Origin of the sequence: Micromonospora sp. S-DT3-3-22 (assembly GCF_015354745.1) — a bacterium.
In the GTDB taxonomy this organism is placed as follows: Bacteria; Actinomycetota; Actinomycetes; order Mycobacteriales; family Micromonosporaceae; genus Micromonospora; species Micromonospora wenchangensis.
In genome coordinates this window covers 1-25,999 of the sequence record NZ_JACGMO010000113.1, presented here as the reverse complement: position 1 = coordinate 25,999, position 25,999 = coordinate 1, and the positions used below count along the sequence as shown (strand labels likewise).

The following is a 25,999-nucleotide window of genomic DNA, read 5'->3' as shown; positions in this document are numbered from 1 at the left end:
TTCAGGCTCCGGCCCGCCCCTGCTCACCCGCCCCGGCGCCGGGCCAGGGATCGCCTCCGGTCGCGGCCCCGCCCCCGGCTTCCGGGCCGGCTCCCCGCCGGACCGCGATCCCCCTTCCCGGGCCGGCCCGACCGCCGGCTCCCGACCCGGCGTCGTCCCCTGCCCCGCCTCCGCCGTCAGCTCCGGCTCCCATGTCGACCCCGGCCCCGATCGGGGCTCCGGCTCCGGCTCCGGCTCCGACGTCAGCTCCGGCCCCGGCTCCCGTCCGGCCCCCGGCGGCGACACCTGTCAGCGGTTCCCGGCCGGCCGGCGGGGTGGACGCGCCGACGGTGGTGCAACCCGCACGCGTCGGCGGCGACACCCCGCCCACCACCCCGGCTGACGACCGGCCCCGCGCCGGGGAGCAGAACGGCACCGGAGGCCAGACCCGCACCGAGGACGGCAGGGAGCAGGCATGAGACGACCGGGAACCGGAACCACTCCGGCGGTACCCCGGCAGCTCGACCGCCGCGCCGCCGATCCGGGGTCGCCCCCGTCGGCCGGCCCGGTCGTCACCGACGCGGCGGGCGGCTCCGGCGAGGTACGGCGCAGCGCCCGTAACGGTGCGGTCGGGTTGGTCGGCGCGGCGGTCAACGGCGCGCTGGGTTTCCTGCTCACCGTGGTCATCGTGCGCGGCTTCGGCACCGACGGCTCCGGTGCGCTCTTCACCGCCATCGGCGTGGTCTCCATCCTGGGCGCGGTCTGCTGCGCCGGTGCGGACACGGCCCTCGTCTGGGCCCTGCCCCGCCGCCGGGTGGGTGCCGACGGTGACGCCGCCCGGCTGCTGCCGGTCGCGTTGCTGCCGGTCCTGCTGCTCACCGGGGTCGTCGCGACGGTGGGCGTGCTCACCGCCGACCTGCTCGCCCCGGTCTTCTTCGCCCGGTCGGACGGGCCGACGCTGCTGCGCCTGGCGTTCCTCGCCCTGCCCGTCACGGTGGCGATGACCGTGCTGCTCGCCGCCGTCCGGGCGGTCCGGCCGGTGACCGCCGTGGTCGGCATCCAGTACGTGCTGGTGCCGCTGGCCCGGCCCGCCCTGCTGCTGGCGACGGTCGCCACCGGTGCCGGGGTGGTCGTCGGCTTCGGCGGTTGGTTGCTGCCGGTGGCGTTGGCCGTGGTCGCCGCCGCCGTCCTGCTGCTGCGGCCCCTCGGCCTGCTCGCCGGGGCGCGGCTACGCCCGGACGGCGCGGACTGGCGTACCCTCTGGGGCTTCGCGTTGCCCCGGGCGGTGTCGGCGGCCATCGACGCGAGCAGCATGTGGGTCGGCGTGCTGCTCACCTCGGCGCTGGCCGGCGCGGACGAGTCGGGCGTCTTCGGCGCGGTCGGCCGGTACGCCCTGGCCGGACTGCTGATCATGCAGGGGTTGCGGGTCGCCGTCGCGCCCCAGTTGTCCCGGCTGCTCGGGCAGGGGCGCACCGCCGACGCGGCACTGGTCTACCGGCGGGTCACCGTCGTGATCATCCTGCTGTCCTGGCCGGTGTACCTGCTGCTGGCGGTGTTCGCGCCCGGGTTCCTCAGCCTCTTCGGCGACGGGTTCACCGTCGGGGCCGCCCCGCTGGCGGTGCTCGCCGGGGCGATGCTGGTCAACTCGGGGGTGGGCATCGTGCAGACGATGCTGCTGATGAGCGGCAACAGCGCCCGGCACCTCCAGGCCACCCTGGTCGGGCTGGCGCTCACCGTCGGGCTGGGCTTCCTGCTCATCCCCGACCACGGGGCGCTCGGCGCGGCGTACGCCTGGACGGCCGGCGTGGTCGCCGAGAACGTGCTGGCCGCGCTGGCCGCCCGGGTGGCGATCGGCGAGCCGCTGCTCACCCGTTCGGTGGGCTGGGCGGCGGTCGGGGCCGGCGGCGGCGCGGCCGTGGTGGCGGTGCTCAGCGCGCTGGTCGCCGGCCGGGGCGTGGCCGGTCTGGCACTGGCCCTGGTGGTGCTGGCGGTCGTCGCCGCCGGGCTGCTGCTGGACCGGCGGGTCCGGCGTACGGTCCGGGCCGCCGTGACGATGCTCAGGCCGAGACCGGCGTGACGAGAGGGAGACGATGACGATCCGCGACCGCCTCAAGGGTGTGGTCCCCCACCAGGTCACCCACCAGGTGCGCAGCTCGCTGGTCAGGTACGGCGAACGCACCAGCGACCGCCGGCCGCTGCCGGACTTCCTGATCACCGGCACCAAGCGGGGCGGCACCACCTCGCTGTGGCGTTACCTGCTGGCGCACCCCCTGGTGCCCCGGCTCTTCCCGGCCTGGAACACCAAGACCTCGCACTACTTCGAGGAGAACTGGGGCCGGGGCGAGGCGTGGTACCGGTCGCACTTCCCGACGGTGCGGCACCGGCAGGCCCTGGAACGCCGGCACGGTGGGCCGGTACGCGTCGGCGAGGCCGCACCGCTGTACATGTTCCACCCGCTCGTGGCGCAACGGGTCGCCGAGCTGATGCCCGACGTCCGGTTGATCTTCCTGCTCCGCGACCCGGTGGAACGGGCGTACTCGCACTGGAAGGAGCGGCGGACCGAGGGGAAGGAGCCGCTGGACTTCGCCGAGGCGCTGGCCCGCGAGGAGGAACGGACGGCGGGGGAGCGGGAGAAGCTGATCGCCGACCCGACGTACTTCAGCGAGGCGTACGACTGGTACACCTACCGGGCCCGGGGCCGTTACCTGGAACACCTGACCCCGTGGCTGGACCGGTTCGACCGCTCCCAGCGGCTGATCCTGCCCAGCGAGACGCTGTACGCCGAGCCGGCCGCCACGTACGCCCGGGTGCTGGACTTCCTCGGCCTGCCCCCGCACCGGCTCGCCGCGTACGAGGCGCACAACCACCGGCGCAGCAGCGCCATGCCGGAGCAGGTCCGGGCCGAGTTGAGTGCCCACTTCGCCCCGCACAACGCGGCACTGGAACAGCGGCTGGGGATGCGCTTCGACTGGTCGTGATCGTGCCGGTGCCCTGCCGGGTGGACCTCGCCGTCCGCAGGGCGGGACGGGCCGGACACGGTGCCGGCGACGGCACCGCTCGTGACAGACTGACCGTCGTGTTGCGTTGGCTGACTGCAGGTGAATCGCATGGTCCGGCTCTGGTGGCGTTGTTGGAGGGGGTTCCCGCTGGGGTGGCGGTGAGCACTGGTGACATCGTTGGTGAGTTGGCTCGGCGTCGGCTCGGTTATGGGCGGGGTGCCCGGATGGCGTTCGAGCGGGACGAGGTCGAGGTCGTCGGTGGCCTGCGGCACGGCGTCACCCTGGGCAGCCCGGTCGCGATCCGGGTGGGCAACTCGGAGTGGCCGAAGTGGCAGACGGTGATGGCCGCCGACCCGGTCGACCCGGACGAGCTGGCCAGCCAGGCCCGGAACGCCCCGCTGACCCGTCCCCGGCCCGGCCATGCCGACCTGGCCGGCATGCAGAAGTACGGGCACACCGACGCCCGGCCGATCCTGGAGCGGGCCAGCGCCCGGGAGACCGCCGCCCGGGTGGCCGTGGGCACCGTGGCGAAGGCCCTGGTCAAGCAGTCCCTCGGCATCGAGATCGTGTCGCACGTGGTGGAGCTCGGCTCGGTGGCCGCGAAGCCGGGGCTACGGCCGATGCCCGAGGACGCCCAGCGGATCGACGCGGACCCGTTGCGCTGCCTCGACCCGGAGGCCAGTGCCCGGATGGTCGCCGAGGTCGACGCCGCGAAGAAGGCCGCCGACACCCTCGGTGGCGTGGTCGAGGTGCTGGCGTACGGCGTGCCGCCGGGCCTGGGCAGCCATGTGCAGTGGGACCGCAAGCTCGACGCCCGGCTGGCGACCGCGTTGATGTCCATCCAGGCGATCAAGGGCGTCGAGATCGGGGACGGGTGGTTGCAGGCGCGGTCCCGGGGTTCCGAGGCGCACGACGAGATCATGCCGACCGCGACGGGCGTGCGTCGGGTGACGGATCGGGCGGGTGGTCTGGAGGGTGGGATCACCACGGGTGAGCCGGTGCGGGTGCGGGCGGCGATGAAGCCGATCTCGTCGTTGAACCGGGCGTTGGCCACGGTGGATGTGACCACGGGGGAGCCGGCGACGGCGATCAACCAGCGGTCGGATGTGTGTGCGGTTCCTGCCGCGGCGGTGGTCGCGGAGGCGATGGTGGCGTTGGTGCTCGCCGAGGCCACCATGGAGAAGTTCGGCGGCGACTCGGTGGTCGAGATCCGCCGCAACCTCGCCGGCTACCTCGACGCGCTGATCATCCGGTGAGCGCCGGTCGCCAAGAAGGGCTGGCTCGGGTGAGGGCGAGGAGTGCAGCGCAGCGGAGCCCCGCAGCCGCGAACGAAAGGCCGGTCCGGTGACGAAGCCTGTCTGCGTGCTGGTCGGGGCCCCCGGCTCCGGCAAGAGCACCGTCGGTGCGGAGCTGGCCACCCTGCTCGGGTTGGCGTTCCGGGACACCGACACGGACATCGAGCAGATGGCCGGCAAGCCGATCCCGGAGATCTTCATCGACGAGGGTGAGGCGCATTTCCGGGCGTTGGAGCGGGCCGCGGTGCTGGCGGCGGTGACCTCCCACGCCGGGGTGCTCGCCCTCGGCGGCGGCGCGGTCCTCGCCGAGGAGAACCGGGCCGCGCTGATCGGGCACACGGTGGTGCACCTGTCGGTCGAGTTGACCGACGCGGTGAAGCGGGTCGGGCTCGGTGCCGGCCGGCCGTTGCTGTCGGTCAACCCGCGCGCCACCCTCAAGCACCTGATGGATCAGCGTCGGCCGCTCTACGCGGAGGTCGCGACGGCGACGGTGGTCACCGACGGCCGTGCGCCGGAGGAGATCGCCGCCGAGATCGTCACCCTGCTCAGGCCCTGACCACGTCCACCCGCCGCGTCGGGGCCGCCCGGTTCCGGCGGGGCGCGGGTCGCCAGGTGACCAGCAGGGCCAGGGCGAGCAGGATCTCGGCCAGGTCGCCGACGTAGTACATCAAGGTTGCCGCCGCCCGTAGCTGGGCGGCCGGCGCGGCGGCGTCGACCAGGCCGGCGTACATCAGCTGGGCGAGGGTGGCGTGGGCGGCGACGGACAGGCCCAGCACCACCAGGCGTACCGGTACGGCGGGCCGGTGTGGCCCGGGGTCGGGGCCGGCGATCGCCCAGGTGAAGGCGTACCCGCTGACCAGGAAGTGCAGCAGCAGCACCGGGTGCAGGCCGGGATGGGTCAGGGCGGCCCGGTACAGCGGTGTCAGGTGCAGCAGGTAGAGGCCCCCGGCGGTGAGCAGCAACCCGGTGACGGGATGGCTGGCGACCGTAACGGCGGGCCGGCGCAGCAGCCGTAGGGCGGCCCGGCCGGTGCGGGGCGGAACGGTGCGCAGGGCCAGCGTGCCGGGTGTGCCGAGCACCAGCCCGAGCGGCGCGAGCATGCCGACCAGCAGGTGCTGCCACATGTGCCCGACCAGGTCGTGCGCGGGCAGCAGCAGGGCCACCGCGAGCAGCGCGGTGCCCGCGCCGAAGCTGGCGGTCCGCCAGTGGCTCCACCCGGCCCGCCCCGGGTCGCGTCGGCGCAGCGCGGCGGCCAGATAACCCCAGAACACCACCGGGGGTACGAGCAGCAGCAGCCCGATCCCGCCGCCGTGCGCCCCGGTCATCGCCGTGCGGCGCAGGTGTCCACGGCCGTGGCCCGGCGCTGCACCGCCCAGCCGAGGGCCACCAGCGCCGCTCCGAGCAGCAGGAAGCCGACGTCCCAGGCGGTCCGGTGCGGGCCGCCGTGCACGTGGTGGATGCCGAGCAGGTGGTGGTCGACGATCCCCTCGACCAGGTTGAACAGCCCCCACCCGACCAGCGCCCAGCCCCAGAGCTTGCCGGAGCGCCACAGCCGGCCCCGGGAGCGGGTGACCCGGGAGTAGAGCAGGGCCAGCCCGGTGAGCACCGCCACCCAGGTCACCACGTGGAACAGCCCGTCCCACAGGGTGTTCATCTGCAACCCGGGCACGGTGTCCACCGGGTACGCCCTTATTCCGACGTTGTCGCTGCCGGTGCTGCTGAGCATGTGGTGCCACTGGAGCACCTGGTGCAGGACGATGCCGTCGACGAAGCCGCCGAGGCCGACGCCGAGGATGGTGGCCGGGAGCCGGATGTCCGCGCCGTCGATGGTGGTGCTGCCCATGGGGTCCCTCCACGTTCGGGTCGGTCCCGTCCCCGGTGCCCGGGTCCCGTAGGGCTAAACGCCGGCCCGGTCGTCCGGTCACGCCGGGCGGGCCGCCATCAGGTGGACAGTCCCCGTGCCGGGGCGGGGGCTGGACTAGGCTGCCGGCGATGGACGAGGTGACCCGGATTCCGGTCGGCGGCGAGCGGCCGTACGACGTACTGGTCGGGCGGGGCCTGTTGGCCGAGCTGCCCGCGTTGCTGCCCGACGCGACCCGGGCGGCGGTGCTGTACGCGCCGCCCCTGCGGGCGTTGGCCGAGGAGATCGGCGAGCGGTTGGCCGGTGCGGGGATCACCCCGCTGGCGATCGAGGTGCCCGACGCCGAGGCGGGCAAGCGGGTCGAGGTGGCCGCCGACTGCTGGGAGCGGCTCGGCGCGGCCGGCTTCACCCGTACCGATGCGGTGGTCGGGGTGGGCGGCGGCGCGGTGACCGACCTGGCCGGCTTCGTCGCGGCCTGCTGGTTGCGCGGGGTGCGGTGGGTGCCGGTGGCGACCTCGCTGCTCGGCATGGTCGACGCCGCCGTCGGCGGCAAGACCGGGGTGAACACGGCGGCCGGCAAGAACCTGGTGGGGTCCTTCCACCCGCCGGTCGGGGTGCTGGCCGACCTGGGCACGCTGGACAGCCTCCCGCCGGCCGACCTGGCCGCCGGGCTGGCCGAGGTGGTCAAGTGCGGCTTCATCGCCGACCCGGTGATCCTGGACCTGGTCGAGGCGGACCCGACGGCCGCCGTCGACCCGACGGGCCCGGTGGCCCGGGAGCTGATCGAGCGGGCGATCCGGGTGAAGGCCGACGTGGTCTCCGGTGACCTGCGCGAGTCGGGTGTGCGGGAGGTGCTCAACTACGGGCACACGCTGGCGCACGCGATCGAGAAGGTCGAGGGGTACCGCTGGCGGCACGGGCACGCGGTCTCCGTCGGCACCGTCTACGCCGGCACCCTCGCCCGGTTGGCCGGCCGGCTCGACGCGGCGACCGCCGAGCGGCACCGCCGCGTGCTGTCGGCGCTGGACCTGCCGACCAGCTACCCGGCGGACGCCTGGCCGGCCCTGCTGGCGGCGATGCGGGTGGACAAGAAGGCGCGGGGGAGCCGGTTGCGGTTCGTGGTGCTCGACGGGCTGGCCCGCCCGGCGATCCTGGACGGCCCGGACGACGAGCTGCTGCACGCCGCCTACCGGGAGGTGAGCCGGTGACCGGCCCCGACACCCCCCGGGTGTACGTGCTCAACGGGCCGAACCTGGGCCGGCTGGGCACCCGCCAGGTCGACGTGTACGGGGTGACCAGCTACGCCGACCTGGTGACGCTCTGCGTCGAGACGGGCCGCGAGCTGGGGTTGGACGTGGTGGTCCGGCAGACCGACGCGGAACACGAGCTGATCGGCTGGCTGCACGGGGCGGCGGACGAGGGTGCGGCGGTGGTGCTCAACCCGGCGGCCTGGTCGCACTATTCGATCGCGGTCCGCGACGCCTGCGCGTTGCTGCGTGCGCCCCTGGTCGAGGTGCACATCTCCAACATCCACGCCCGGGAGGAGTTCCGGCACCACTCGGTGGTGTCGGCGGTGGCCACCGGGGTGATCTGCGGTCTGGGCGTGGACGGCTACCGGCTCGCGCTGCGGCACCTCGCCTCCCGGCTCGGCGGGGCCGACTGACCGCGCCGTTCGTTACTCTGCGTGACGAGCGGGGTGGCCCGTGGGGGGTCGGCCGGACCCCGGTCGACGGCCCCGCCGCCGATTAGACGCAGCTAGTAGACTTGTCAGGTCTGTCCGCCAATTGATGATCAAGGCAGGAAATGGCATCCACCAACGACCTCAAGAACGGCCTGGTACTCAACCTCGACGGGGAGCTGTGGTCCGTCGTCGAGTTCCAGCACGTCAAGCCCGGTAAGGGTGGGGCGTTCGTCCGCACGACGCTGAAGAACGTGCTGTCCGGCAAGGTCGTCGACAAGACCTTCAACGCGGGCACCAAGGTCGAGACCGCCACCGTCGACAAGCGCACCATGCAGTATCTCTACGCCGACGGTGAGGACTTCGTCTTCATGGATCTGGAGACGTTCGACCAGATCACCGTCCCCGGCGGCACCGTCGGCGAGGCCGCCAACTACCTCCTCCCCGAGGCCGAGGCGACCGTCGCCACCCACGAGGGTGTGCCGCTCTACATCGAGCTGCCCACCAGCGTGGTGCTCCAGGTCACCTACACCGAGCCGGGTCTGCAGGGCGACCGGTCGACCGGCGGCAACAAGCCGGCCACCGTCGAGACCGGCGCGACCGTGCAGGTGCCGCTGTTCATCACCACCGACGAGAAGATCAAGGTCGACACCCGCGACGGCCGTTACCTCGGCCGCGCCTGATGGCCGAGGGCGCCAAGCAGCAGATGCCGGCGCGCCGCAAGGCGCGTAAGCGGGCGCTGGACGTGCTCTTCGAGGCCGACCTGCGGGACCGGCCCCCGGTCGAGGTGCTCGCCGGCTACATCGAGCGGATCGAGAAGCCGCGTCCGGAGCACCTGGACTACGCGATCGGTCTGGTCGAGGGGGTCGCCGGGCACCTCGACCGGATCGACGAGGTGATCGCCAGCTACGCCGAGGGCTGGACCCTGGACCGGATGCCGGCGGTCGACCGCAACCTGGCCCGGATCGCCGTCTACGAGCTGCTCTACGTCGACGAGATCGACGACGCGGTGGCGATCAGCGAGGCGGTGGAGCTGGCCCGGCAGATGTCCACCGACGATTCGCCGCGTTTCCTCAACGGCATCCTCGGCCGGATCGCCGAGTACGCCACCCGCTGAGCGTGGCCGTGCGTGGCGCGGGCGGGACCTGCACGCTGTGACGAGAAGGGCCCGTGCCGGACGGCACGGGCCCTTCTCGTTGCGCGACCGCGGATCAGGAGGCGAAGAACGCCCGCGGGTCGGCGACCAGCACACCGTGCTCGGTGAGCCGTTCGATCAGACCGGAGGGCGAGGCGTCGTAGACGATCGCCAGGGCGCGCAGGTCGTCGGCGCGGATGGAGAGCACCCGGCCGTTGTAGTCGCCACGCTGCTGCTGGATGGCGCGGGCGTAGCGGGCGACGTAGGCGAGGTCCTCGGAGGCCTCGTCGTACAGCCGCTCCAGGTCGAGGACGATCTTGCTGGTGGGCTCGTGCCGTACCCCGCTGCCGTCGGGCAACAGCTCCGAGACGGGAACGCGGTAGAAGTCGGCCAGCTCCGCCAGTCGGGACACGGTGACGGCCCGGTCGCCGCGCTCGTACGAGCCGACCACCACCGCCTTCCAGCGTCCGTTCGACTTCTCCTCCACCCCCTGCAGGGACAGGCCCTGCTGCTGGCGGATGGAGCGCAGACGGGCGCCCAGCGACTTGGCGTATTCAGAGGGCATTCGGACACTCCCAGTGCTGTGCTTTGGGGTTCTCCCCGCGATCGCTACGGAGCGTGACGGTACGGGGATTGCGACACGTGGTCAAGTGCTCGTGACATTCCCATCGGAGATAGCGGGTGAGTTGTCCGTATTTCACCGTCCTGATCCGGGGATCAGTGGGTCGCGGTGAACGGCCAGGTGACCGCTGGTAACGTGGCCGCCAGCCCCGGTCGGGCCCCCACGACCCGACCGGACACCCCCGACATCCTTTAACGACCCGTCCCGTGAGGCGGGGAAGGAGGTCCGCCGTGGCCTGCCCACCGGCTGCCGACCCGTCGCCCGAGCGGCAACCCTCGGTGAAGGTGATCCTCGCCAGCGCCGACGTCCAGCGCGTCGTCGACCGGATCGCCCACCAAATCCTGGAGAAGACCCAGGGCGCCGCCGACACCGTGCTGCTGGGCATCCCCACCCGGGGCGCCCCGCTGGCCCGGCGGCTCGCCGCCCGGATCAGCACCTTCGAGGACGTCGACGTCCCCGTCGGGGTGCTCGACATCACCCTCTACCGCGACGACCTGCGCCGGCACGCCACCCGCGCGGTCGGCCCGACCCAGCTGCCCCCCGGCGGCATCGACGGCAAGCGGGTCGTCCTCGTCGACGACGTGCTCTTCTCCGGCCGTACCGTCCGGGCCGCCCTGGACGCCCTCAACGACGTCGGCCGGCCCGCCTCGGTGCAGCTCGCCGTGCTGGTCGACCGGGGGCACCGGGAGCTGCCGATCCGCGCCGACTACGTCGGCAAGAACATCCCGACCGCGCTCGCCGAGAGCGTCAAGGTCACCCTCGTCGAGACCGACGGCGCCGACGAGGTACGGCTCTGCGGGGGGACCCGGTGAACCCGACCCGACGCCACCCGGCAGGCCCGAACGAGAGGCGGCCCCGCTCATGATCAGACACCTGCTCTCCGGGGGCGACCTGGACGCCGGCACCGCCACCGAGATCCTCGACACCGCCGCCGAGATGGCCACGGTCGCCGGCCGGGAGGTCAAGAAGCTGCCGGCGCTGCGCGGCCGGACGGTGGTGAACCTGTTCTACGAGGACTCCACCCGGACCCGGATCTCGTTCGAGGCCGCCGCCAAGCGGCTCAGCGCCGACGTGATCAACTTTTCCGCCAAGGGTTCCAGCGTCACCAAGGGCGAGAGCCTGAAGGACACCGCGCTGACCCTCCAGGCGATGGGGGCCGACGCGGTGGTCGTCCGGCACCCCGCCTCCGGGGCCCCGCACCGGCTGGCGAACTGGGTGGACGGCTCGGTGGTCAACGCCGGTGACGGCACCCACGAGCACCCGACGCAGGCGCTGCTCGACGCGTACACCATGCGGGCCCGGCTGGGCCGGCTCGCCGGCCTGCACGTGGCGATCGTCGGTGACGTGCTGCACTCCCGGGTGGCCCGCTCCAACGTGCTGCTGCTGAGCACCCTCGGCGCCAAGGTCACCCTGGTCGGCCCGCCGACGCTGATCCCGGTCGACTGGGCCGCCCGCGCGGGCGTCGGGTCCGCGGCGACCGACGCCGACCCCGGCACCGACGTCTGCTACGACCTCGACGCGGTGCTGCCCGGGGTGGACGTGGTGATGATGCTGCGGGTGCAGCGGGAACGGATGAACGACTCCTACTTCCCCTCGGCCCGCGAGTACGCCCGCCGCTACGGGCTGGACGGCCCACGCCTGCGCCGGCTGCCCGAGCACGCGATCGTCATGCACCCCGGGCCGATGAACCGGGGGATGGAGATCACCCCCGAGGTCGCCGACTCGCCCCGCTCCACCATCGTCGAACAGGTCGCCAACGGGGTCTCCGTGCGGATGGCCGTGCTCTACCTGCTGCTCGGAGGGAACAACCGGTGACCGCGTACCTGATCAAGAACGTGAGCGTCGTCGGCGGCGCGCCGACCGACCTGCTGATCCGCGACGGCGTCGTGGCCGAGACCGGCTCCGGGCTGGACGCGCCGGACGCCGCCGTCGTCGACGGCACCGGGCTGGTCGCCCTGCCCGGCCTGGTCGACCTGCACACCCACCTGCGGGAGCCCGGCCGGGAGGACGCCGAGACCGTGGAGTCCGGCTCCCGGGCGGCGGCGCTCGGCGGCTACACCGCGGTCTGCGCGATGGCGAACACCTCGCCGGTCGCCGACACCGCCGGCGTGGTCGAGCAGGTGTGGCGGCTCGGCCGGCAGGCCGGGCTGGTCGACGTGCAGCCGATCGGCGCGGTCACCGTCGGCCTGGCCGGCGAGCGGCTCGCCGAACTGGGCGCGATGGCCGACTCGCCGGCCCGGGTGCGGATCTTCTCCGACGACGGGCACTGCGTCGCCGACCCCAAGCTGATGCGCCGGGCCCTGGAGTACGTCAAGGCGTTCGACGGGATCATCGCCCAGCACGCGGAGGAGCCCCGGCTCACCGAGGGCGCGCAGATGCACGAGGGTGAGGTCTCCACCCGGCTCGGGCTGACCGGCTGGCCGGCCGTCGCCGAGGAGGCGATCATCGCCCGGGACGTGCTGCTCGCCGAGCACGTCGGCAGCCGGCTGCACGTCTGCCACGTCTCCACCGCCGGCAGCGTCGAGGTGCTGCGCCAGGCCAAGGCGCGTGGGGTACGGGTCACCGCCGAGGTCACCCCGCACCACCTGCTGCTCACCGACGAGGTGGTGGCCGGGCGCGGCGCGCTGGCCAGCCCCGGGCTCGGGGCCGACTGGAGCCCGACGGCCAGCTACGACCCGGTGTTCAAGGTCAACCCGCCGCTGCGCACCGGCACCGACGTCGCCGCGCTGCGGGCCGCGCTCGCCGAGGGCGTCATCGACGTCGTCGCCACCGACCACGCCCCGCACGCCGTGGAGGACAAGGAGTGCGAGTGGGCGTACGCCCGGCCGGGCATGCTCGGCCTGGAGACGGCGCTGTCCATCGCCCTCGACGTGCTCGGCCCCCGGTGGGACCTGATCGCCGACCGGATGTCGCGGACCCCGGCCCGGATCGCCGGCCTCGCCGGTCACGGCCTCGACCCGGCGCCCGGGGTGCCGGCGAACCTGACCCTGGTCGACCCGGCCGCCCGTCGGGTGGTCGAGCCCGCGGAACTGGCCAGCCGCAGTCGCAACACCCCGTACGCCCGCATGACGCTGCCGGGTCGCATCGTGGCGACCTTCCTGCGCGGCGAGCCGACGGTCCTGGACGGAAAGGCTGTCAAGTGATTCGAGCGAGGAACGTAGCGAAGCGGAGTCCCGCAGTCCGGATCGGAGGGCAGGGCCGGTGATTCGAGCGACGAACAAGCGTAGGTCCGCGATCCTCGTGCTGGAGGACGGGCGCACCTTCCACGGTGAGTCGTACGGCAGTGTCGGGGAGACCTTCGGCGAGGCGGTCTTCAACACCGGCATGACCGGCTACCAGGAGACCCTGACCGACCCGTCCTACCACCGGCAGGTGGTGGTGCAGACCGCCCCGCACATCGGCAACACCGGGGTGAACACCGAGGACGACGAGTCCGACCGGATCTGGGTCGCCGGGTACGTGGTCCGTGACCCGGCCCGGATCGGCTCCAACTGGCGGGCCACCGGCGGGCTGGAGGACCGGCTCGGCGTGGAGGGCGTGGTCGGCATCGCCGGGGTGGACACCCGGGCGCTCACCCGGCACCTGCGTGAGCGTGGCGCGATGCGGGTCGGCATCTCCAGCGTCGAGGACGACCCGCGCGCCCTGCTGGAACGGGTGCGGGAGTCCCCGCAGATGGTCGGCGCGGACCTGTCCGCCGAGGTGAGCACCGCCGCGCCGTACGTGGTCGAGGCGGAGGGCGAGCACCGGTACACCGTCGCCGCGCTGGACCTGGGCATCAAGCGCAACGTGCCGCGGCGGCTGGCCGCCCGGGGGGTCACCACCCACGTGCTGCCCGCCGGGTCCACCATCGACGACCTGCTGGCCACCGGCGCGGACGCGGTCTTCTTCTCGCCCGGCCCGGGTGACCCGGCCACCGCCGACGGGCCGGTGGCGCTGGCCCGGGAGGTGCTGAGCCGGCGGATTCCGCTGTTCGGCATCTGCTTCGGCAGTCAGATCCTCGGCCGGGCGCTCGGGTTCGGCACCTACAAGCTGGGCTACGGCCACCGGGGCATCAACCAGCCGGTGCTCGACCGGGCCACCGGCAAGGTCGAGGTGACCAGCCACAACCACGGTTTCGCGGTGGCCTGGCCGGGCCACGGCGACGGGCCGGCCGGCGCGGTCGTCCCCGACCAGGTCATCGACACCGAGTTCGGCGGCGTGCGGGTGTCGCACGTCTGCCTCAACGACAACGTCGTCGAGGGGCTGCGGGCCGTGGACGTGCCCGCCTTCACCGTCCAGTACCACCCGGAGGCGGCAGCCGGCCCGCACGACGCCGACTACCTCTTCGACCGTTTCGCCGAGCTGATCGAGGGCCGTGGCCCGGACGGGCAGCCCGGCGCGGGCCGGAACCACAGCGAGGGGCGCACGAATGCCTAAGCGCGACGATCTCAAGCACATCCTGGTGATCGGCTCCGGGCCGATCGTGATCGGGCAGGCCTGCGAGTTCGACTACTCGGGCACCCAGGCCTGCCGGGTGCTGCGCAGCGAGGGGATCCGGGTCAGCCTGGTCAACTCCAACCCGGCGACCATCATGACCGACCCGGAGTTCGCCGACGCCACCTACGTCGAGCCGATCACCCCGGAGTTCGTCGAGCTGGTCATCGCGAAGGAGCGGCCGGACGCGCTGCTGCCCACCCTGGGCGGGCAGACCGCGTTGAACACGGCGGTCGCCCTGCACGCCGCCGGGGTGCTCGACAAGTACGGCGTCGAGCTGATCGGCGCGAACATCGAGGCGATCAACCGGGGTGAGGACCGCCAGCTGTTCAAGGAGATCGTCGCGAAGGCCGGCGTACGGCTGGGGCTGCCCGACCCGGACGCGCTGGTGCCCCGCTCGCGGGTCTGCCACTCGATGGACGAGGTCCGCGCGACGGTCGCCGAGCTGGGCCTGCCGGTGGTGATCCGGCCGTCGTTCACGATGGGCGGCCTGGGTTCCGGCATGGCGCACACCGACGAGGACCTGGACCGCATCGCCGGGGCCGGCCTGGCCGCCAGCCCGGTGCACGAGGTGCTCATCGAGGAGAGCGTGCTCGGCTGGAAGGAGTACGAGCTCGAACTGATGCGCGACCGGCACGACAACGTGGTGGTGGTCTGCTCGATCGAGAACGTCGACCCGATGGGCGTGCACACCGGCGACAGCGTCACCGTCGCCCCGGCGATGACGCTCACCGACCGGGAGTACCAGAACCTGCGGGACCTGGGCATCGCGGTGCTGCGCGAGGTCGGGGTGGACACCGGTGGCTGCAACATCCAGTTCGCGGTGAACCCGGCCGACGGCCGGATCGTGGTGATCGAGATGAACCCCCGGGTGTCCCGGTCGTCGGCGTTGGCGTCGAAGGCCACCGGCTTCCCGATCGCCAAGATCGCCGCGAAGCTGGCGATCGGCTACACCCTCGACGAGATCCCCAACGACATCACGCGCAAGACGCCGGCCGCGTTCGAGCCGACGCTGGACTACGTGGTGGTGAAGATCCCCCGGTTCGCGTTCGAGAAGTTCCCCGGCGCCGACCCGGAGCTGACCACCACGATGAAGTCGGTAGGCGAGGCGATGAGCCTGGGCCGGAACTTCACCGAGGCGCTCAACAAGGCGATGCGGTCGATGGAGACGTCGGCGGCGGGGTTCTGGACCCGGCCGGACCCGCAGGACGCGACGAGGGAGAACACCCTCGCCGCGCTGGGGATGCCGCACGACGGCCGGCTCTACACCGTCGAGCGGGCGCTGCGGCTGGGCGCGTCGGTCGCCGAGGTGTCGGCGGCCTCCGGCGGGATCGACCCGTGGTTCCTGGACCAGATCGCCGGCCTGGTCGAGTTGCGGGCCGAGATCGTGGCCGCCCCGGTGCTCGACGCCGGGCTGCTGCGCCGGGCCAAGCGCGCCGGGCTGTCCGACCGGCAGCTCGCCGCGCTGCGCCCGGAACTGGCCGCCGAGGACGGGGTACGCACCCTGCGGCACCGGCTCGACGTGCGGCCGGTCTACAAGACGGTGGACACCTGCGCCGCCGAGTTCGAGGCGACCACCCCGTACCACTACTCGACGTACGACGAGGAGACCGAGGTCGCCGCGTCGGACCGGCCCAAGGTGCTGATCCTGGGGTCCGGGCCGAACCGGATCGGCCAGGGCATCGAGTTCGACTACTCCTGCGTGCACGCCGTCCAGGCGTTGCGGGCCGCCCCGCGCGGCACGGCGGGCGCGGTCGCGGCGGACGCGGCCGGTTCCGTCGGCTACGAGACCGTGATGGTCAACTGCAACCCGGAGACCGTCTCCACCGACTACGACACCGCCGACCGGCTCTACTTCGAGCCGCTGACCTTCGAGGACGTGCTGGAGGTCTGGCACGCCGAGGACTCGTCCGGCCGGGCGGCCGGCGGCCCCGGCGTGGTCGGGGTGATCGTGCAGCTCGGCGGGCAGACCCCGCTGGGGCTGGCGCAGCGGCTCAAGGACGCCGGCGTGCCGGTGGTGGGCACCTCCCCGGAGTCGATCCACCTGGCCGAGGAGCGCGGCGCGTTCGGGGCGCTGCTGGCCCGCGCCGGCCTGCGTGCCCCGGCGCACGGCACGGCCACCTCGTACGACGAGGCGAAGGCGATCGCCGACGAGATCGGCTACCCGGTGCTGGTGCGCCCGTCGTACGTGCTCGGCGGGCGGGGCATGGAGATCGTCTACGACGACGCCACGCTGCGCGACTACATCGGGCGGGCCACCGACATCTCCCCGGACCACCCGGTGCTGGTCGACCGGTTCCTCGACGACGCCATCGAGATCGACGTGGACGCGCTCTGCGACGCCGACGGCGAGGTCTACCTCGGTGGGGTGATGGAGCACATCGAGGAGGCCGGCATCCATTCCGGCGACTCGTCGTGCGCGCTGCCGCCGATCACGCTGGCCGGCTCGCACCTGACCGAGGTGCGCCGCTACACCGAGGCGATCGCCCGGGGCGTGGGGGTGCGCGGGCTGCTCAACGTCCAGTACGCCCTCAAGGACGACATGCTGTACGTGCTGGAGGCGAACCCGCGGGCGTCCCGGACGGTCCCGTTCGTCTCGAAGGCCACCGCCGTGCCGCTGGCCAAGGCGGCGGCCCGGATCGCCCTCGGCGCGACCATCGCCGAGCTGCGCGCCGAGGGGCTGCTCCCGGCGACCGGCGACGGTGGCGAGCTGCCGCCGGACGCCCCGATCGCGGTGAAGGAGGCGGTGCTGCCGTTCAAGCGGTTCCGCACCCCGGCCGGCAAGGGCGTCGACTCGCTGCTCGGCCCGGAGATGAAGTCCACCGGCGAGGTGATGGGCATCGACACCAGTTTCGGCCACGCGTTCGCCAAGAGCCAGTCCGCCGCGTACGGGTCGCTGCCGACCACCGGGAAGATCTTCGTCTCGGTGGCGAACCGGGACAAGCGGGCCATGATCTTCCCGATCAAGCGGCTGGCCGACCTGGGCTTCGCGATCGTCGCCACCACGGGTACCGCCGAGCTGCTGCGCCGGCACGGCATCGCCTGTGAGCAGATCCGCAAGCACTACCAGAGCGGCGAGGGCGCGGACGCGGTGTCGATGATCCTCGCCGGGGACGTGGCGCTGGTGGTGAACACCCCGCAGGGGTCGGGCGCGAGCGCCCGCTCGGACGGGTACGAGATCCGCAGCGCCGCCGTGACGGCCGACATCCCGTGCATCACCACGGTGCCGGGGGTGGCGGCGGCGGTGATGGGCATCGAGGCCCGTATCCGGGGCGACATGCGGGTGCGTCCCCTCCAGGAGCTCCACGCCGCCCTCCGGGCCGCCCAGTGACCCGGCCCGCGCCGCCCCCTGCCGTGCGTCCGCTGCCCGCCCCGCGTTCGGTGATCAAGAGGTTTCGGTCAGCGAACGGCGGGTGCGGTGACGCGAACCTCTTGATCACCGACGAGAGCGTCGGCCGGGAGGGAACGTGATGTTCGAGCGCGGCGTACGGCGGGCGCTGTTCCGGATCGGGGGCGGCGACGCGGAGGCGGCGCACGACTGGACGCTGCGGCGGTTGGCGACCCTGTCCCGGCGGCCGGCGGCGCTGGCGCTGCTGCGGGCCCGCAACCTGCACCGGGCGCCCCGGACGGTGTTCGGGGTGCGGTTCCCCAACCCGGTGGGCCTGGCGGCGGGGATGGACAAGAACGGGGTGGCCCTGCCGGCCTGGCCGGCGCTCGGGTTCGGCTTCGTCGAGGTGGGCACGGTCACCGCGCACGCCCAGCCGGGCAACCCCCGGCCCCGGCTGTTCCGGCTGCCCGACAGCGCCGCCGTGATCAACCGGATGGGCTTCAACAACGCCGGGGCGCAGGCGCTGGCCGACCGGCTGGCCGCCGCGCCCCGCCCGCTGGGGGTGCCGCTGGGCATCTCGCTGGGCAAGTCCAAGGTGACCCCGCTGGAGGACGCGGTCGAGGACTACCTCACCTCCTACCGGGCGTTGCGCGGGTACGGCGACTACTTCGCGGTCAACGTCTCCTCGCCGAACACCCCGGGGCTGCGCTCGTTGCAGGACCGGGCGCACCTGGACGCCCTGCTGGCCGCGCTGGTGGGGGAGAAGCCGGTGCTGGTGAAGATCGCCCCGGACCTCACCAAGCCGGCCGTGGCGGAGCTGCTGGAGGTGTGCCTGGCCCGGGGCGCGGCCGGCGTGATCGCCACCAACACCACGCTCGCCCGGGACGGGCTCGCCCCCGCCGACCGGGACCGGGGCGTCGAGACCGGTGGCCTGTCCGGCCGTCCGCTGACCGGGCGGGCCCGGGAGATGGTCGCGTTCGTGCACCGGGAGACCGGGGGCCGGCTCCCGGTGATCGGGGTCGGCGGCATCCTCGACCCGGACGACGCGGCCCGGATGTTCGACGCGGGGGCCAGCCTGGTCCAGCTCTACACCGGGTTCATCTACCGGGGCCCGGCCCTGGTGCGGGCCGCCGCCCGGGTTCCGGCCGGGGCCAGGGTCCCGGCGGGTGACCGGGCGGTGGGCGGCCGGTGAGCCGGCGGGCACGTCCGGGGTTCCGGTCGTGCCCGCCCGTCCGCCCCGACGCCGCCACCGACGAGGGTACGGAGGAGCACGCGTGACGCCCGAGGAGATCCTGACCGTCGACCGGGCCCGCGTCTGGCACCCGTACGCGGCGCTGCCGCCGGCCCACCCGCCGTACGTGGTGCACAGCGCGCAGGGCGTCCGGCTGCGGTTGGCCGACGGCCGGGAACTGGTCGACGGGATGTCGTCGTGGTGGGCGGCGATCCACGGGTACCGGCATCCGGCGCTGGACGCGGCCGTCACCGACCAGCTCGGCCGGATGAGTCACGTGATGTTCGGCGGGCTCACCCACGAGCCGGCGGTCCGGCTGGCCGAGACGCTCGTCGAGCTGGCCCCGCCGGGGTTGGCGCACGTCTTCCTGGCCGACTCGGGCTCGGTGTCGGTCGAGGTGGCGATCAAGATGTGCCTGCAGTACCAGCGGGCCACCGGCCGGCCGCGGCGTCGCCGGCTGGGCACCTGGCGGGGCGGCTACCACGGCGACACGTTCCACCCGATGAGCGTCTGTGACCCGGAGGGTGGCATGCACCACCTCTGGGGTGACGTGCTGCCCCGGCAGGTCTTCGCGCCGGTGCCGCCCGGCGGCTTCGCCGACCCGCCGGACCCGGCGTACGTGACGGCGTTGACCGACGCGGTCGCCCGGCACGCCGACGAGTTGGCGGCGGTGATCGTCGAGCCGGTGGTGCAGGGGGCCGGCGGGATGCGGTTCCACCACCCCGGGTACCTGCGGGTGCTGCGCGAGGTGACCCGGGCGCACGGGGTGCTGCTGATCTTCGACGAGATCGCCACCGGGTTCGGCCGGACCGGGTCGATGTTCGCCGCCGGGCACGCCGGGGTGACCCCGGACGTGCTCTGCGTGGGCAAGGCGCTCACCGGTGGCTACCTCACCCTGGCGGCCGCGTTGTGCACGCCGGAGGTGGCCCGGGGCATCTCCGCCGACGGGGTGCTGGCCCACGGGCCGACGTTCATGGGTAACCCGTTGGCCTGTGCCGTCGCCAACGCCTCCCTGGGGCTGCTGCGGGCCGGCGACTGGGCGGCCGAGGTGGCGCGGGTGGGTGCGGGGCTGCGGGCCGGTCTGGAGCCGTTGCGGGGCGCGCCGGGGGTGGCGGACGTCCGGGTGCTGGGCGCGATCGGCGTGGTGCAGCTGGACCACGAGGTGGACCTGGCGGCGGCGACGGCCGCCGCGGTGGACCGGGGCGTGTGGCTGCGCCCCTTCCGCGACCTGGTGTACACGATGCCGCCGTACGTGACGGGGGACGACGACGTGGCCCGGATCGTGGCCGGGATCGCCGCCGCCGTCGCGGCCGGTTGAGCACCGGGGGCGGAGCCGGGGCGACGACCGTCGCCCCGTGGCAGCGGAGCACGAGACGAGAGGAGCAACGGATGGAGACCTTCGGAACCCGTCTGCACCGGGCGGTGGCGGAACGCGGGCCGCTCTGTGTGGGCATCGACCCGCATCCGGGTCTGCTGGCCCGCTGGGGCCTTGAGGACGACGTCGACGGTCTGGAACGGTTCGTCCGGACCGTCGCGGAAGCGCTCGGTGACCGGGTTGCGGTGTTCAAGCCTCAGTCGGCCTTCTTCGAGCGATTCGGGAGCCGCGGGGTGGCGATTCTTGAGTCAACTATCCGACAGTTACGTGATGTTGGCGCGCTCGTTCTCCTCGACGCCAAGCGCGGCGACATCGGTTCGACCGTCGCCGCGTACGCTTCCGCGTACCTTGATCCATCCAGCCCGATGTATGTCGACGCGCTCACGGCGAGCCCCTACCTGGGAGTAGGTTCGCTGGCCCCGATGTTCGAGACGGCGGCCGCGCACGGCGGCGGAGTCTTCGTGTTAGCGCTCACCTCGAACCCCGAGGGGGCGGACGTGCAGCGTGCCGTCACCTCCGGTGGGCGTACCGTCGCACAGCTTGTTATCGATGAGATTTCCCAGCTCAACAGGGGTGCTGAGCCGCTGGGCAGCATCGGATTGGTGGTCGGCGCGACCATCGGCGACACCGGTCACGACCTGTCCCGGGTCAATGGCCCACTGCTCGCTCCGGGCCTCGGCGCGCAGGGTGCGACGGCTGCCGATCTACCCACCGTGTTCGGTTCGAGCCTGTCCGCAGTGTTGCCGTCGTACTCCCGGGAGGTGCTCAACGCGGGTCCCGACGCCGACGCGTTGCGGGCCGCCGCGGCCCGGGTGGCGGCCGACTGCCGGCACATTCTGGCTGCCGGACACTGACTGACGGCTCGGTCACTTTACGTTGATCATCGCGCGTCCACGTTGCCGAAAACTCCGTCGAACGCTAGTTTTCCCCGCGCTGGGAACCACGGACCCCTTTGGTTGCCAGCGACACCACGTTTCACAGAGCGGCGGTGCGTTCCGCCCGTCGCGATAGGGACCTGAGGAGAACTGGTGCCGCTCCCGTCACTGACCCCCGAGCAGCGCGCTGCCGCGCTGGAAAAGGCCGCGGAGATCCGCAAGGCCCGTGCTGAGCTGAAGGAGCAGCTCAAGCAGGGCAAGACCACCCTGGCCGCCGTCCTTGCGCGAGCCGAGTCCGACGACGTCGTCGGCAAGCTCAAGGTGTCGGCCGTGCTGCAGGCGATGCCGGGTATCGGCAAGATCCGGGCCACCCAGATCATGGAGAAGCTCAAGATCGCCGACAGCCGCCGCCTGCGTGGCCTGGGCGAGCAGCAGCGCAAGGCGCTGCTTGGAGAGTTCGCCGCCAACTGACCGCCGCAGCAGGTACAAACAAGCGGTGAGCACGGATGAGGAGGCGTGCCCGGCGGCACGGCTCACCGTCCTGACCGGACCTTCGGGTGCGGGCCGGGGCGGTGTGGTCGAGGCGGTCCGGGCGCGTTCTCCCGCCGTGTGGGTGCCGGTCCCGGTGACCACCCGGGCGCCTCGCACCGGCGAGTCCGACGGCGTCGACCGGCTCTTCCGGGAGCCGGCCGAGTTCGACCGGATGATCGCCGCGGGCGAGCTGCTGGAGTGGTCCCGGGCCGGGCCGTACCGCCGGGGCACGCCGCGCGCCCCGCTGATCGGGCGCCTGACGCGGGGCCGGCCGGTGCTGCTGCCGCTGGACCCGCCCGGGGCGCTCGTCGTCCACGCGGCCCTGCCGCAGAGCCGGCTGGTGCTGCTGCTGCCGCCCGGACACCACCCGGACCCGGCTCTGGTGGCCGTCGCCGCGCGCGCCGTCCACCACGACCGCACCGAGCGCGCCGCCGCTGAGCTGGTAGGCTTGCTCGGTTCGTCCTAATCTGGCTCCCGCCCGGCCACCCAGTGTGGTCGAGCGACCGGCCGCCCCGCGCGGCCGGGCGACCAGCCACTTCAGAGGCAGAGGTATTTCGTGGGATCCATCGCCAACCCCGAGGGCATCACCAACCCGCCGATCGACGAGCTGCTCGAGAAGACCACCTCGAAGTACGCGCTGGTGATCTTCGCCGCCAAGCGGGCGCGTCAGGTCAACGCCTACTACAGCCAGCTCGGCGAGGGCCTGCTCGAGTACGTCGGCCCGCTCGTGGAGACCACCCCGCAGGAGAAGCCGCTCTCCATCGCCATGCGCGAGATCAACGCGGGCCTGCTCACCGCCGAGCCGACCGACCAGCCGTAACCCCCGTACCCCCGATGTCCGCCGAGATCGTGCTCGGAGTCGGCGGTGGCATCGCCGCCTACAAGGCGTGCGAGCTGCTGCGGCTGTTCACGGAGTCGGGCCACCGGGTCCGGGTCGTGCCGACCGCGTCGGCGCTCCGCTTCGTCGGGGCGCCGACCTGGGCGGCGCTGTCCGGCCAGCCGGTCGCCGACGACGTCTGGTCCGCGGTGCACGAGGTGCCCCACGTGCGGCTCGGCCAGCAGGCCGACCTGGTGGTGGTCGCGCCGGCCACGGCCGACCTGCTCGCCCGTGCCGCCCACGGCCTCGCCGACGACCTGCTCACCAACACCCTGCTCACCGCCCGGTGTCCGGTGGTGCTCGCCCCGGCGATGCACACCGAGATGTGGGAGCACCCGGCCACCGTCGCCAACGTGGCCACCCTGCGGGCCCGGGGGGTACGCGTGATCGAGCCCGCCGTCGGCCGGCTCACCGGCGCCGACAGCGGCAAGGGTCGGCTACCCGACCCGGCCGAGATCTTCGCCGTCGCCCGCCGGGCCCTCGCCCGGGGCGTCGACGCCCCCGCCGATCTGGCCGGCCGGCACCTGGTGGTCACCGCCGGCGGCACCCGGGAACCCCTCGACCCGGTCCGTTTCCTCGGCAACCGGTCCTCCGGCAAGCAGGGCTACGCGTTCGCCCGTGCCGCCGTCGCCCGGGGCGCCCGGGTCACCCTGATCGCCGCCAACGTCTCGCTGCCCGATCCGGCCGGGGTCGACCTCGTCCGGGTGGGCACCACCGAGGAGTTGCGCACCGCGACCCTGGCTGCCGCCGCCGATGCCGACGCGGTGGTGATGGCGGCGGCACCGTCGGACTTCCGACCGGCGACCTACGCGACCGGCAAGATCAAGAAGTCGGACGACGGCAGCGCGCCGACCATCGCGCTGGTCACCAACCCGGACATCGCCGCCGAGCTGGGCCGTCGCCGTCGACCGGAGCAGGTGCTCGTGGTGTTCGCCGCCGAGACCGGCGACGCCGAGGCCAACGGCCGCGCCAAACTCGCCCGCAAACGCGCCGACCTCGTCGTCGTCAACGAGGTCGGCGTCGACAAGGTCTTCGGCGCCGAGACCAACGCGGCCACCGTCATCGGTGCCGACGGCAGCGTGCACCACCTGCCCGAGCAGGCCAAGGAGGACCTGGCCGACCGGGTCTGGGACCTCGTGCGCGACCGGTGGCCCGCCCGGTCCTGAACGGTGGATGGCGGCTCGCCCGGTCGTGAGCGGTACGCGAGGGTGACTAGACTGCTGCGGAACGATTATCTAAAGAGCTTAGGAGTGCCGTGACACGCCGCCTCTTCACGTCCGAATCGGTCACGGAAGGCCACCCGGACAAGATCGCCGACCAGATCAGCGACGGGATCCTCGACGCCCTGCTCACCCAGGACCCGCACAGCCGGGTGGCGGTCGAGACACTGATCACCACCGGTCAGGTCCACGTCGCCGGCGAGGTGACCACCAAGGCGTACGCCGACATCCCGACCATCGTCCGCGAGACGATCCTCGGCATCGGCTACGACTCGTCGAAGAAGGGCTTCGACGGCGCTTCCTGTGGCGTCAGCGTCTCCATCGGCGCGCAGTCGCCGGACATCGCCCAGGGCGTCGACAACGCCTTCGAGTTGCGGACCGGGGCGTCGGAGAGCGCGCTGGACGCGCAGGGCGCCGGCGACCAGGGCATGATGTTCGGCTTCGCCTGCTCCGAGACGCCCGAGCTGATGCCGCTGCCGATCGCCCTGGCGCACCGGCTGGCCCAGCGGCTGTCCGCGGTGCGTAAGGACGGCACCATCCCGTACCTGCGGCCCGACGGCAAGACCCAGGTCACCATCGAGTACGAGGGGCTGCGCCCGGTGCGGCTGAACACCGTCGTGGTGTCCAGCCAGCACGCCGCCGACATCTCCCTGGACTCGCTGCTCACCCCGGACGTGCGGGACCACGTCATCGCCCCGGAGCTGGAGAACCTGGGTCTGGACACCGATGGCTACCGGCTGCTGGTGAACCCGACCGGCCGGTTCGAGATCGGTGGCCCGATGGGCGACGCCGGCCTGACCGGCCGGAAGATCATCGTCGACACCTACGGCGGGTACGCCCGGCACGGCGGCGGCGCGTTCTCCGGCAAGGACCCGTCCAAGGTGGACCGTTCGGCGGCGTACGCGATGCGCTGGGTGGCGAAGAACGTGGTCGCCGCCGGCCTCGCCGAGCGTTGCGAGGCGCAGGTCGCGTACGCGATCGGCAAGGCCCACCCGGTGAGCCTGTTCATCGAGACCTTCGGCACCGAGACGGTGCCGGTGGTCGCGATCGAGAAGGCCGTCGGTGAGGTCTTCGACCTGCGTCCGGCCGCGATCATCCGGGACCTCAACCTGCTGCGCCCGATCTACCGGCAGACCGCCGCCTACGGCCACTTCGGCCGGGAGCTGCCGGAGCTGGCCTGGGAGAACACCGACCGGGCCGCCGACCTGAAGTCGGTAGCGGGCGCCTGACCGGTACCACGCCCAGCGACCGGCGACCCGCTGACGGGTCGCCGGTCGCTCGGGTTTGTGTCGACGTCGCGCTGCCGCACCTCGACCGTCCCTTCGACTACCTGGTCCCCGCCGGCCTGGCCGACGACGCGGTCCCCGGGGTACGGGTCAAGGTCCGCTTCGCCGGTCAACTGGTCGACGGGTGGCTGCTGGAGCGGGTCGACAGCTCCACGCACGACGGCAGGCTGGCCTACCTGGAGAAGGTGGTCTCGCCGGAGCCGGTGCTCGCCCCCGAGGTGGCCCGGCTGGCCCGCGCGGTCGCCGACCGGTACGCCGGCAACCTCGCCGACGTGCTCCGGCTGGCCGTGCCGCCCCGGCACGCCCGGGTGGAGAAGGAACCCCGGGCCGACCCCGCGCCGGCCGTCACCGACCCGGCCGGCGACGGCCCGACGCCGCCCCCCGGGGACGGCCCCGCCCCGCGCGCCGGGGACGGCCTGGACCCGCCCGGTGCGGCCGGCGTCGCTCCGCCCGGCGTTGCCGGCGTCGACCCGCGTGGCTGGCGGGACTATCCGGCCGGCCCGGCGTTGCTGACGGCGCTGGCCGACGGGCGGGCCCCCCGGGCGGTCTGGTCGGCGCTGGCCGGGGAGGACTGGGCGGCCCGCTACGCCGACGCGGTCGCCGCCACCCTCGCCGGGGGGCGGGGCGCGGTCGTGGTGGTGGCCGACGCCCGGGACCTCGACCGGCTCGACGCGGCGCTGACCGCCCTGCTCGGCCCGGGACGGCACGTGACCCTCTCCGCCGCGCTCGGCCCGGCCCGCCGCTACCGGGCCTTCCTGGCCGCCCGGCGGGGTGACGTGCCGGTGGTGATCGGCACCCGGGCCGCCATGTTCGCCCCCGTCGACCGGCTCGGTCTGGTGGCGATCTGGGACGACGGGGACGACCTGCACGCCGAGCCCCGGGCCCCCTACCCGCACGCGCGGGAGGTGCTGCTCACCCGGGCCCGGCTCGCCGACGCCGCCGCGCTGGTCGGCGGCTGGACCCGGACCGCCGAGGGACAGCTGCTGGTGGAGACCGGGTGGGCCCGCGAGGTGGTGGCGGACCGGGCGACCCTGCGGGCGCGTACCCCGGCGATCGCCCCGACCGGGGACGACCCGCAACTTGCCCGCGACCCGGGCGCGGCGACGGCCCGGCTGCCCAGCCTGGCCTGGACCACCGCCCGGGACACCCTGCGCGCGGACGCGCCGGTGCTGGTCCAGGTGCCCCGCCGGGGCTACCTGCCCTCGGTCTCCTGCGCGGACTGCCGGACCCCGGC

25 protein-coding genes and 1 pseudogene are annotated in these 25,999 nt (G+C 73.4%); 23 read left to right on the top strand and 3 right to left on the bottom strand.

Annotated features, from left to right (window positions below; translation table 11 throughout):
- The first annotated feature begins 329 nt into the window (after window positions 1-329).
- The 5 genes from H1A17_RS35205 (at window position 330) to H1A17_RS26475 (ending at window position 4,829) form a co-directional block, all read left to right on the top strand.
- Window positions 330-458 (top strand): hypothetical protein, encoded by a 129-nt coding sequence (locus H1A17_RS35205; RefSeq protein ID WP_255542149.1) that lies wholly within the window; start codon window positions 330-332, stop codon window positions 456-458.
- Window positions 455-2,056: a lipopolysaccharide biosynthesis protein gene (locus H1A17_RS26490; protein ID WP_194823151.1), complete on the top strand. Its 1,602-nt coding sequence runs from the start codon at window positions 455-457 to the stop codon at window positions 2,054-2,056. The genes H1A17_RS35205 and H1A17_RS26490 overlap by 4 nt, the downstream gene beginning before the upstream one ends.
- A 13-nt stretch (window positions 2,057-2,069) precedes the next feature.
- Window positions 2,070-2,957: a sulfotransferase domain-containing protein gene (locus H1A17_RS26485; RefSeq protein ID WP_194823150.1), complete on the top strand. Its 888-nt coding sequence runs from the start codon at window positions 2,070-2,072 to the stop codon at window positions 2,955-2,957.
- Window positions 2,958-3,055: 98 nt separating this feature from the next.
- Window positions 3,056-4,234 (top strand): chorismate synthase, encoded by a 1,179-nt coding sequence (gene aroC, locus H1A17_RS26480; protein ID WP_145918917.1) that lies wholly within the window; start codon window positions 3,056-3,058, stop codon window positions 4,232-4,234.
- Window positions 4,235-4,322: 88 nt separating this feature from the next.
- Complete coding sequence (locus H1A17_RS26475; protein ID WP_145918918.1) at window positions 4,323-4,829, top strand: shikimate kinase; 507 nt, start codon at window positions 4,323-4,325, stop codon at window positions 4,827-4,829.
- Here H1A17_RS26475 and H1A17_RS26470 read toward each other — a convergent pair.
- Window positions 4,819-5,598 carry a cytochrome c oxidase assembly protein gene (locus tag H1A17_RS26470; protein WP_194823149.1) on the bottom strand — a complete coding sequence of 260 codons (780 nt, stop codon included), beginning with the start codon at window positions 5,596-5,598 and terminating at the stop codon, window positions 4,819-4,821. The genes H1A17_RS26475 and H1A17_RS26470 overlap by 11 nt on opposite strands.
- Window positions 5,595-6,116: a DUF2243 domain-containing protein gene (locus H1A17_RS26465; RefSeq protein WP_145918920.1), complete on the bottom strand. Its 522-nt coding sequence runs from the start codon at window positions 6,114-6,116 to the stop codon at window positions 5,595-5,597. The genes H1A17_RS26470 and H1A17_RS26465 overlap by 4 nt, the downstream gene beginning before the upstream one ends.
- 149 nt (window positions 6,117-6,265) lie before the next feature.
- On the opposite strand from H1A17_RS26465, the gene aroB reads away from it, so the two are divergent.
- From aroB to nusB, 4 genes are all read left to right on the top strand, one after another.
- A complete protein-coding gene (aroB, locus tag H1A17_RS26460; RefSeq protein ID WP_145918921.1) occupies window positions 6,266-7,342 on the top strand; it encodes a 3-dehydroquinate synthase in 1,077 nt (358 codons plus the stop codon).
- Window positions 7,339-7,797 (top strand): type II 3-dehydroquinate dehydratase, encoded by a 459-nt coding sequence (aroQ, locus tag H1A17_RS26455; protein WP_145918922.1) that lies wholly within the window; start codon window positions 7,339-7,341, stop codon window positions 7,795-7,797. The genes aroB and aroQ overlap by 4 nt, the downstream gene beginning before the upstream one ends.
- Before the next feature lie 140 nt (window positions 7,798-7,937).
- Entirely contained in the window at window positions 7,938-8,495 is a 558-nt protein-coding gene (gene efp / locus H1A17_RS26450; RefSeq protein ID WP_145918923.1) for an elongation factor P, read from the top strand.
- Window positions 8,496-8,518: 23 nt separating this feature from the next.
- Entirely contained in the window at window positions 8,519-8,929 is a 411-nt protein-coding gene (gene nusB, locus H1A17_RS26445; RefSeq protein WP_194823152.1) for a transcription antitermination factor NusB, read from the top strand.
- A 94-nt stretch (window positions 8,930-9,023) separates the two neighbouring features.
- Here nusB and H1A17_RS26440 read toward each other — a convergent pair whose 3' ends face one another.
- Window positions 9,024-9,512: a transcriptional regulator gene (locus H1A17_RS26440; RefSeq protein ID WP_013285505.1), complete on the bottom strand. Its 489-nt coding sequence runs from the start codon at window positions 9,510-9,512 to the stop codon at window positions 9,024-9,026.
- Window positions 9,513-9,799: 287 nt separating this feature from the next.
- Here H1A17_RS26440 and pyrR point away from each other — a divergent pair, with 287 nt between their 5' ends.
- The 14 genes and pseudogenes from pyrR to H1A17_RS26370 all read left to right on the top strand — a co-directional run.
- Window positions 9,800-10,381, top strand: a complete 582-nt coding sequence (pyrR, locus tag H1A17_RS26435; RefSeq protein WP_145918925.1) for a bifunctional pyr operon transcriptional regulator/uracil phosphoribosyltransferase PyrR — start codon at window positions 9,800-9,802, stop codon at window positions 10,379-10,381.
- A gap of 49 nt (window positions 10,382-10,430) precedes the next feature.
- A complete protein-coding gene (locus tag H1A17_RS26430) occupies window positions 10,431-11,384 on the top strand; it encodes an aspartate carbamoyltransferase catalytic subunit (protein ID WP_145918926.1) in 954 nt (317 codons plus the stop codon).
- Window positions 11,381-12,712 (top strand): dihydroorotase, encoded by a 1,332-nt coding sequence (locus H1A17_RS26425; RefSeq protein ID WP_194823148.1) that lies wholly within the window; start codon window positions 11,381-11,383, stop codon window positions 12,710-12,712. The genes H1A17_RS26430 and H1A17_RS26425 overlap by 4 nt, the downstream gene beginning before the upstream one ends.
- Window positions 12,713-12,773: 61 nt before the next feature.
- Window positions 12,774-13,985 carry a glutamine-hydrolyzing carbamoyl-phosphate synthase small subunit gene (carA, locus tag H1A17_RS26420; protein ID WP_145922691.1) on the top strand — a complete coding sequence of 404 codons (1,212 nt, stop codon included), beginning with the start codon at window positions 12,774-12,776 and terminating at the stop codon, window positions 13,983-13,985.
- Window positions 13,978-17,373 (top strand): carbamoyl-phosphate synthase large subunit, encoded by a 3,396-nt coding sequence (gene carB, locus H1A17_RS26415; RefSeq protein ID WP_194823147.1) that lies wholly within the window; start codon window positions 13,978-13,980, stop codon window positions 17,371-17,373. Before carA ends, carB begins: the two co-directional genes overlap by 8 nt.
- A gap of 136 nt (window positions 17,374-17,509) precedes the next feature.
- On the top strand, window positions 17,510-18,562 hold the full coding sequence (locus H1A17_RS26410; protein WP_194823146.1) for a quinone-dependent dihydroorotate dehydrogenase: 1,053 nt from the start codon (window positions 17,510-17,512) through the stop codon (window positions 18,560-18,562).
- Window positions 18,563-18,644: 82 nt separating this feature from the next.
- Entirely contained in the window at window positions 18,645-19,919 is a 1,275-nt protein-coding gene (locus H1A17_RS26405; RefSeq protein ID WP_194823145.1) for an adenosylmethionine--8-amino-7-oxononanoate transaminase, read from the top strand.
- 71 nt (window positions 19,920-19,990) lie between these two features.
- A complete protein-coding gene (gene pyrF, locus H1A17_RS26400) occupies window positions 19,991-20,830 on the top strand; it encodes an orotidine-5'-phosphate decarboxylase (RefSeq protein WP_145918931.1) in 840 nt (279 codons plus the stop codon).
- A gap of 174 nt (window positions 20,831-21,004) precedes the next feature.
- Complete coding sequence (gene mihF, locus H1A17_RS26395) at window positions 21,005-21,322, top strand: integration host factor, actinobacterial type (protein WP_067309448.1); 318 nt, start codon at window positions 21,005-21,007, stop codon at window positions 21,320-21,322.
- 25 nt (window positions 21,323-21,347) lie between these two features.
- Entirely contained in the window at window positions 21,348-21,848 is a 501-nt protein-coding gene (locus H1A17_RS26390) for a guanylate kinase (RefSeq protein ID WP_145918932.1), read from the top strand.
- A gap of 90 nt (window positions 21,849-21,938) precedes the next feature.
- The gene (gene rpoZ / locus H1A17_RS26385) at window positions 21,939-22,202 is read left to right on the top strand and encodes a DNA-directed RNA polymerase subunit omega (RefSeq protein WP_007075826.1); all 264 of its coding nucleotides are present in this window, start codon (window positions 21,939-21,941) and stop codon (window positions 22,200-22,202) included.
- Window positions 22,203-22,216: 14 nt separating this feature from the next.
- Complete coding sequence (coaBC, locus tag H1A17_RS26380; RefSeq protein ID WP_145918933.1) at window positions 22,217-23,425, top strand: bifunctional phosphopantothenoylcysteine decarboxylase/phosphopantothenate--cysteine ligase CoaBC; 1,209 nt, start codon at window positions 22,217-22,219, stop codon at window positions 23,423-23,425.
- 89 nt (window positions 23,426-23,514) lie between these two features.
- Complete coding sequence (metK, locus tag H1A17_RS26375; protein WP_145918934.1) at window positions 23,515-24,708, top strand: methionine adenosyltransferase; 1,194 nt, start codon at window positions 23,515-23,517, stop codon at window positions 24,706-24,708.
- Between the two features lie 71 nt (window positions 24,709-24,779).
- A pseudogene (locus H1A17_RS26370) lies at window positions 24,780-25,999 on the top strand (primosomal protein N'); the annotation flags it as partial.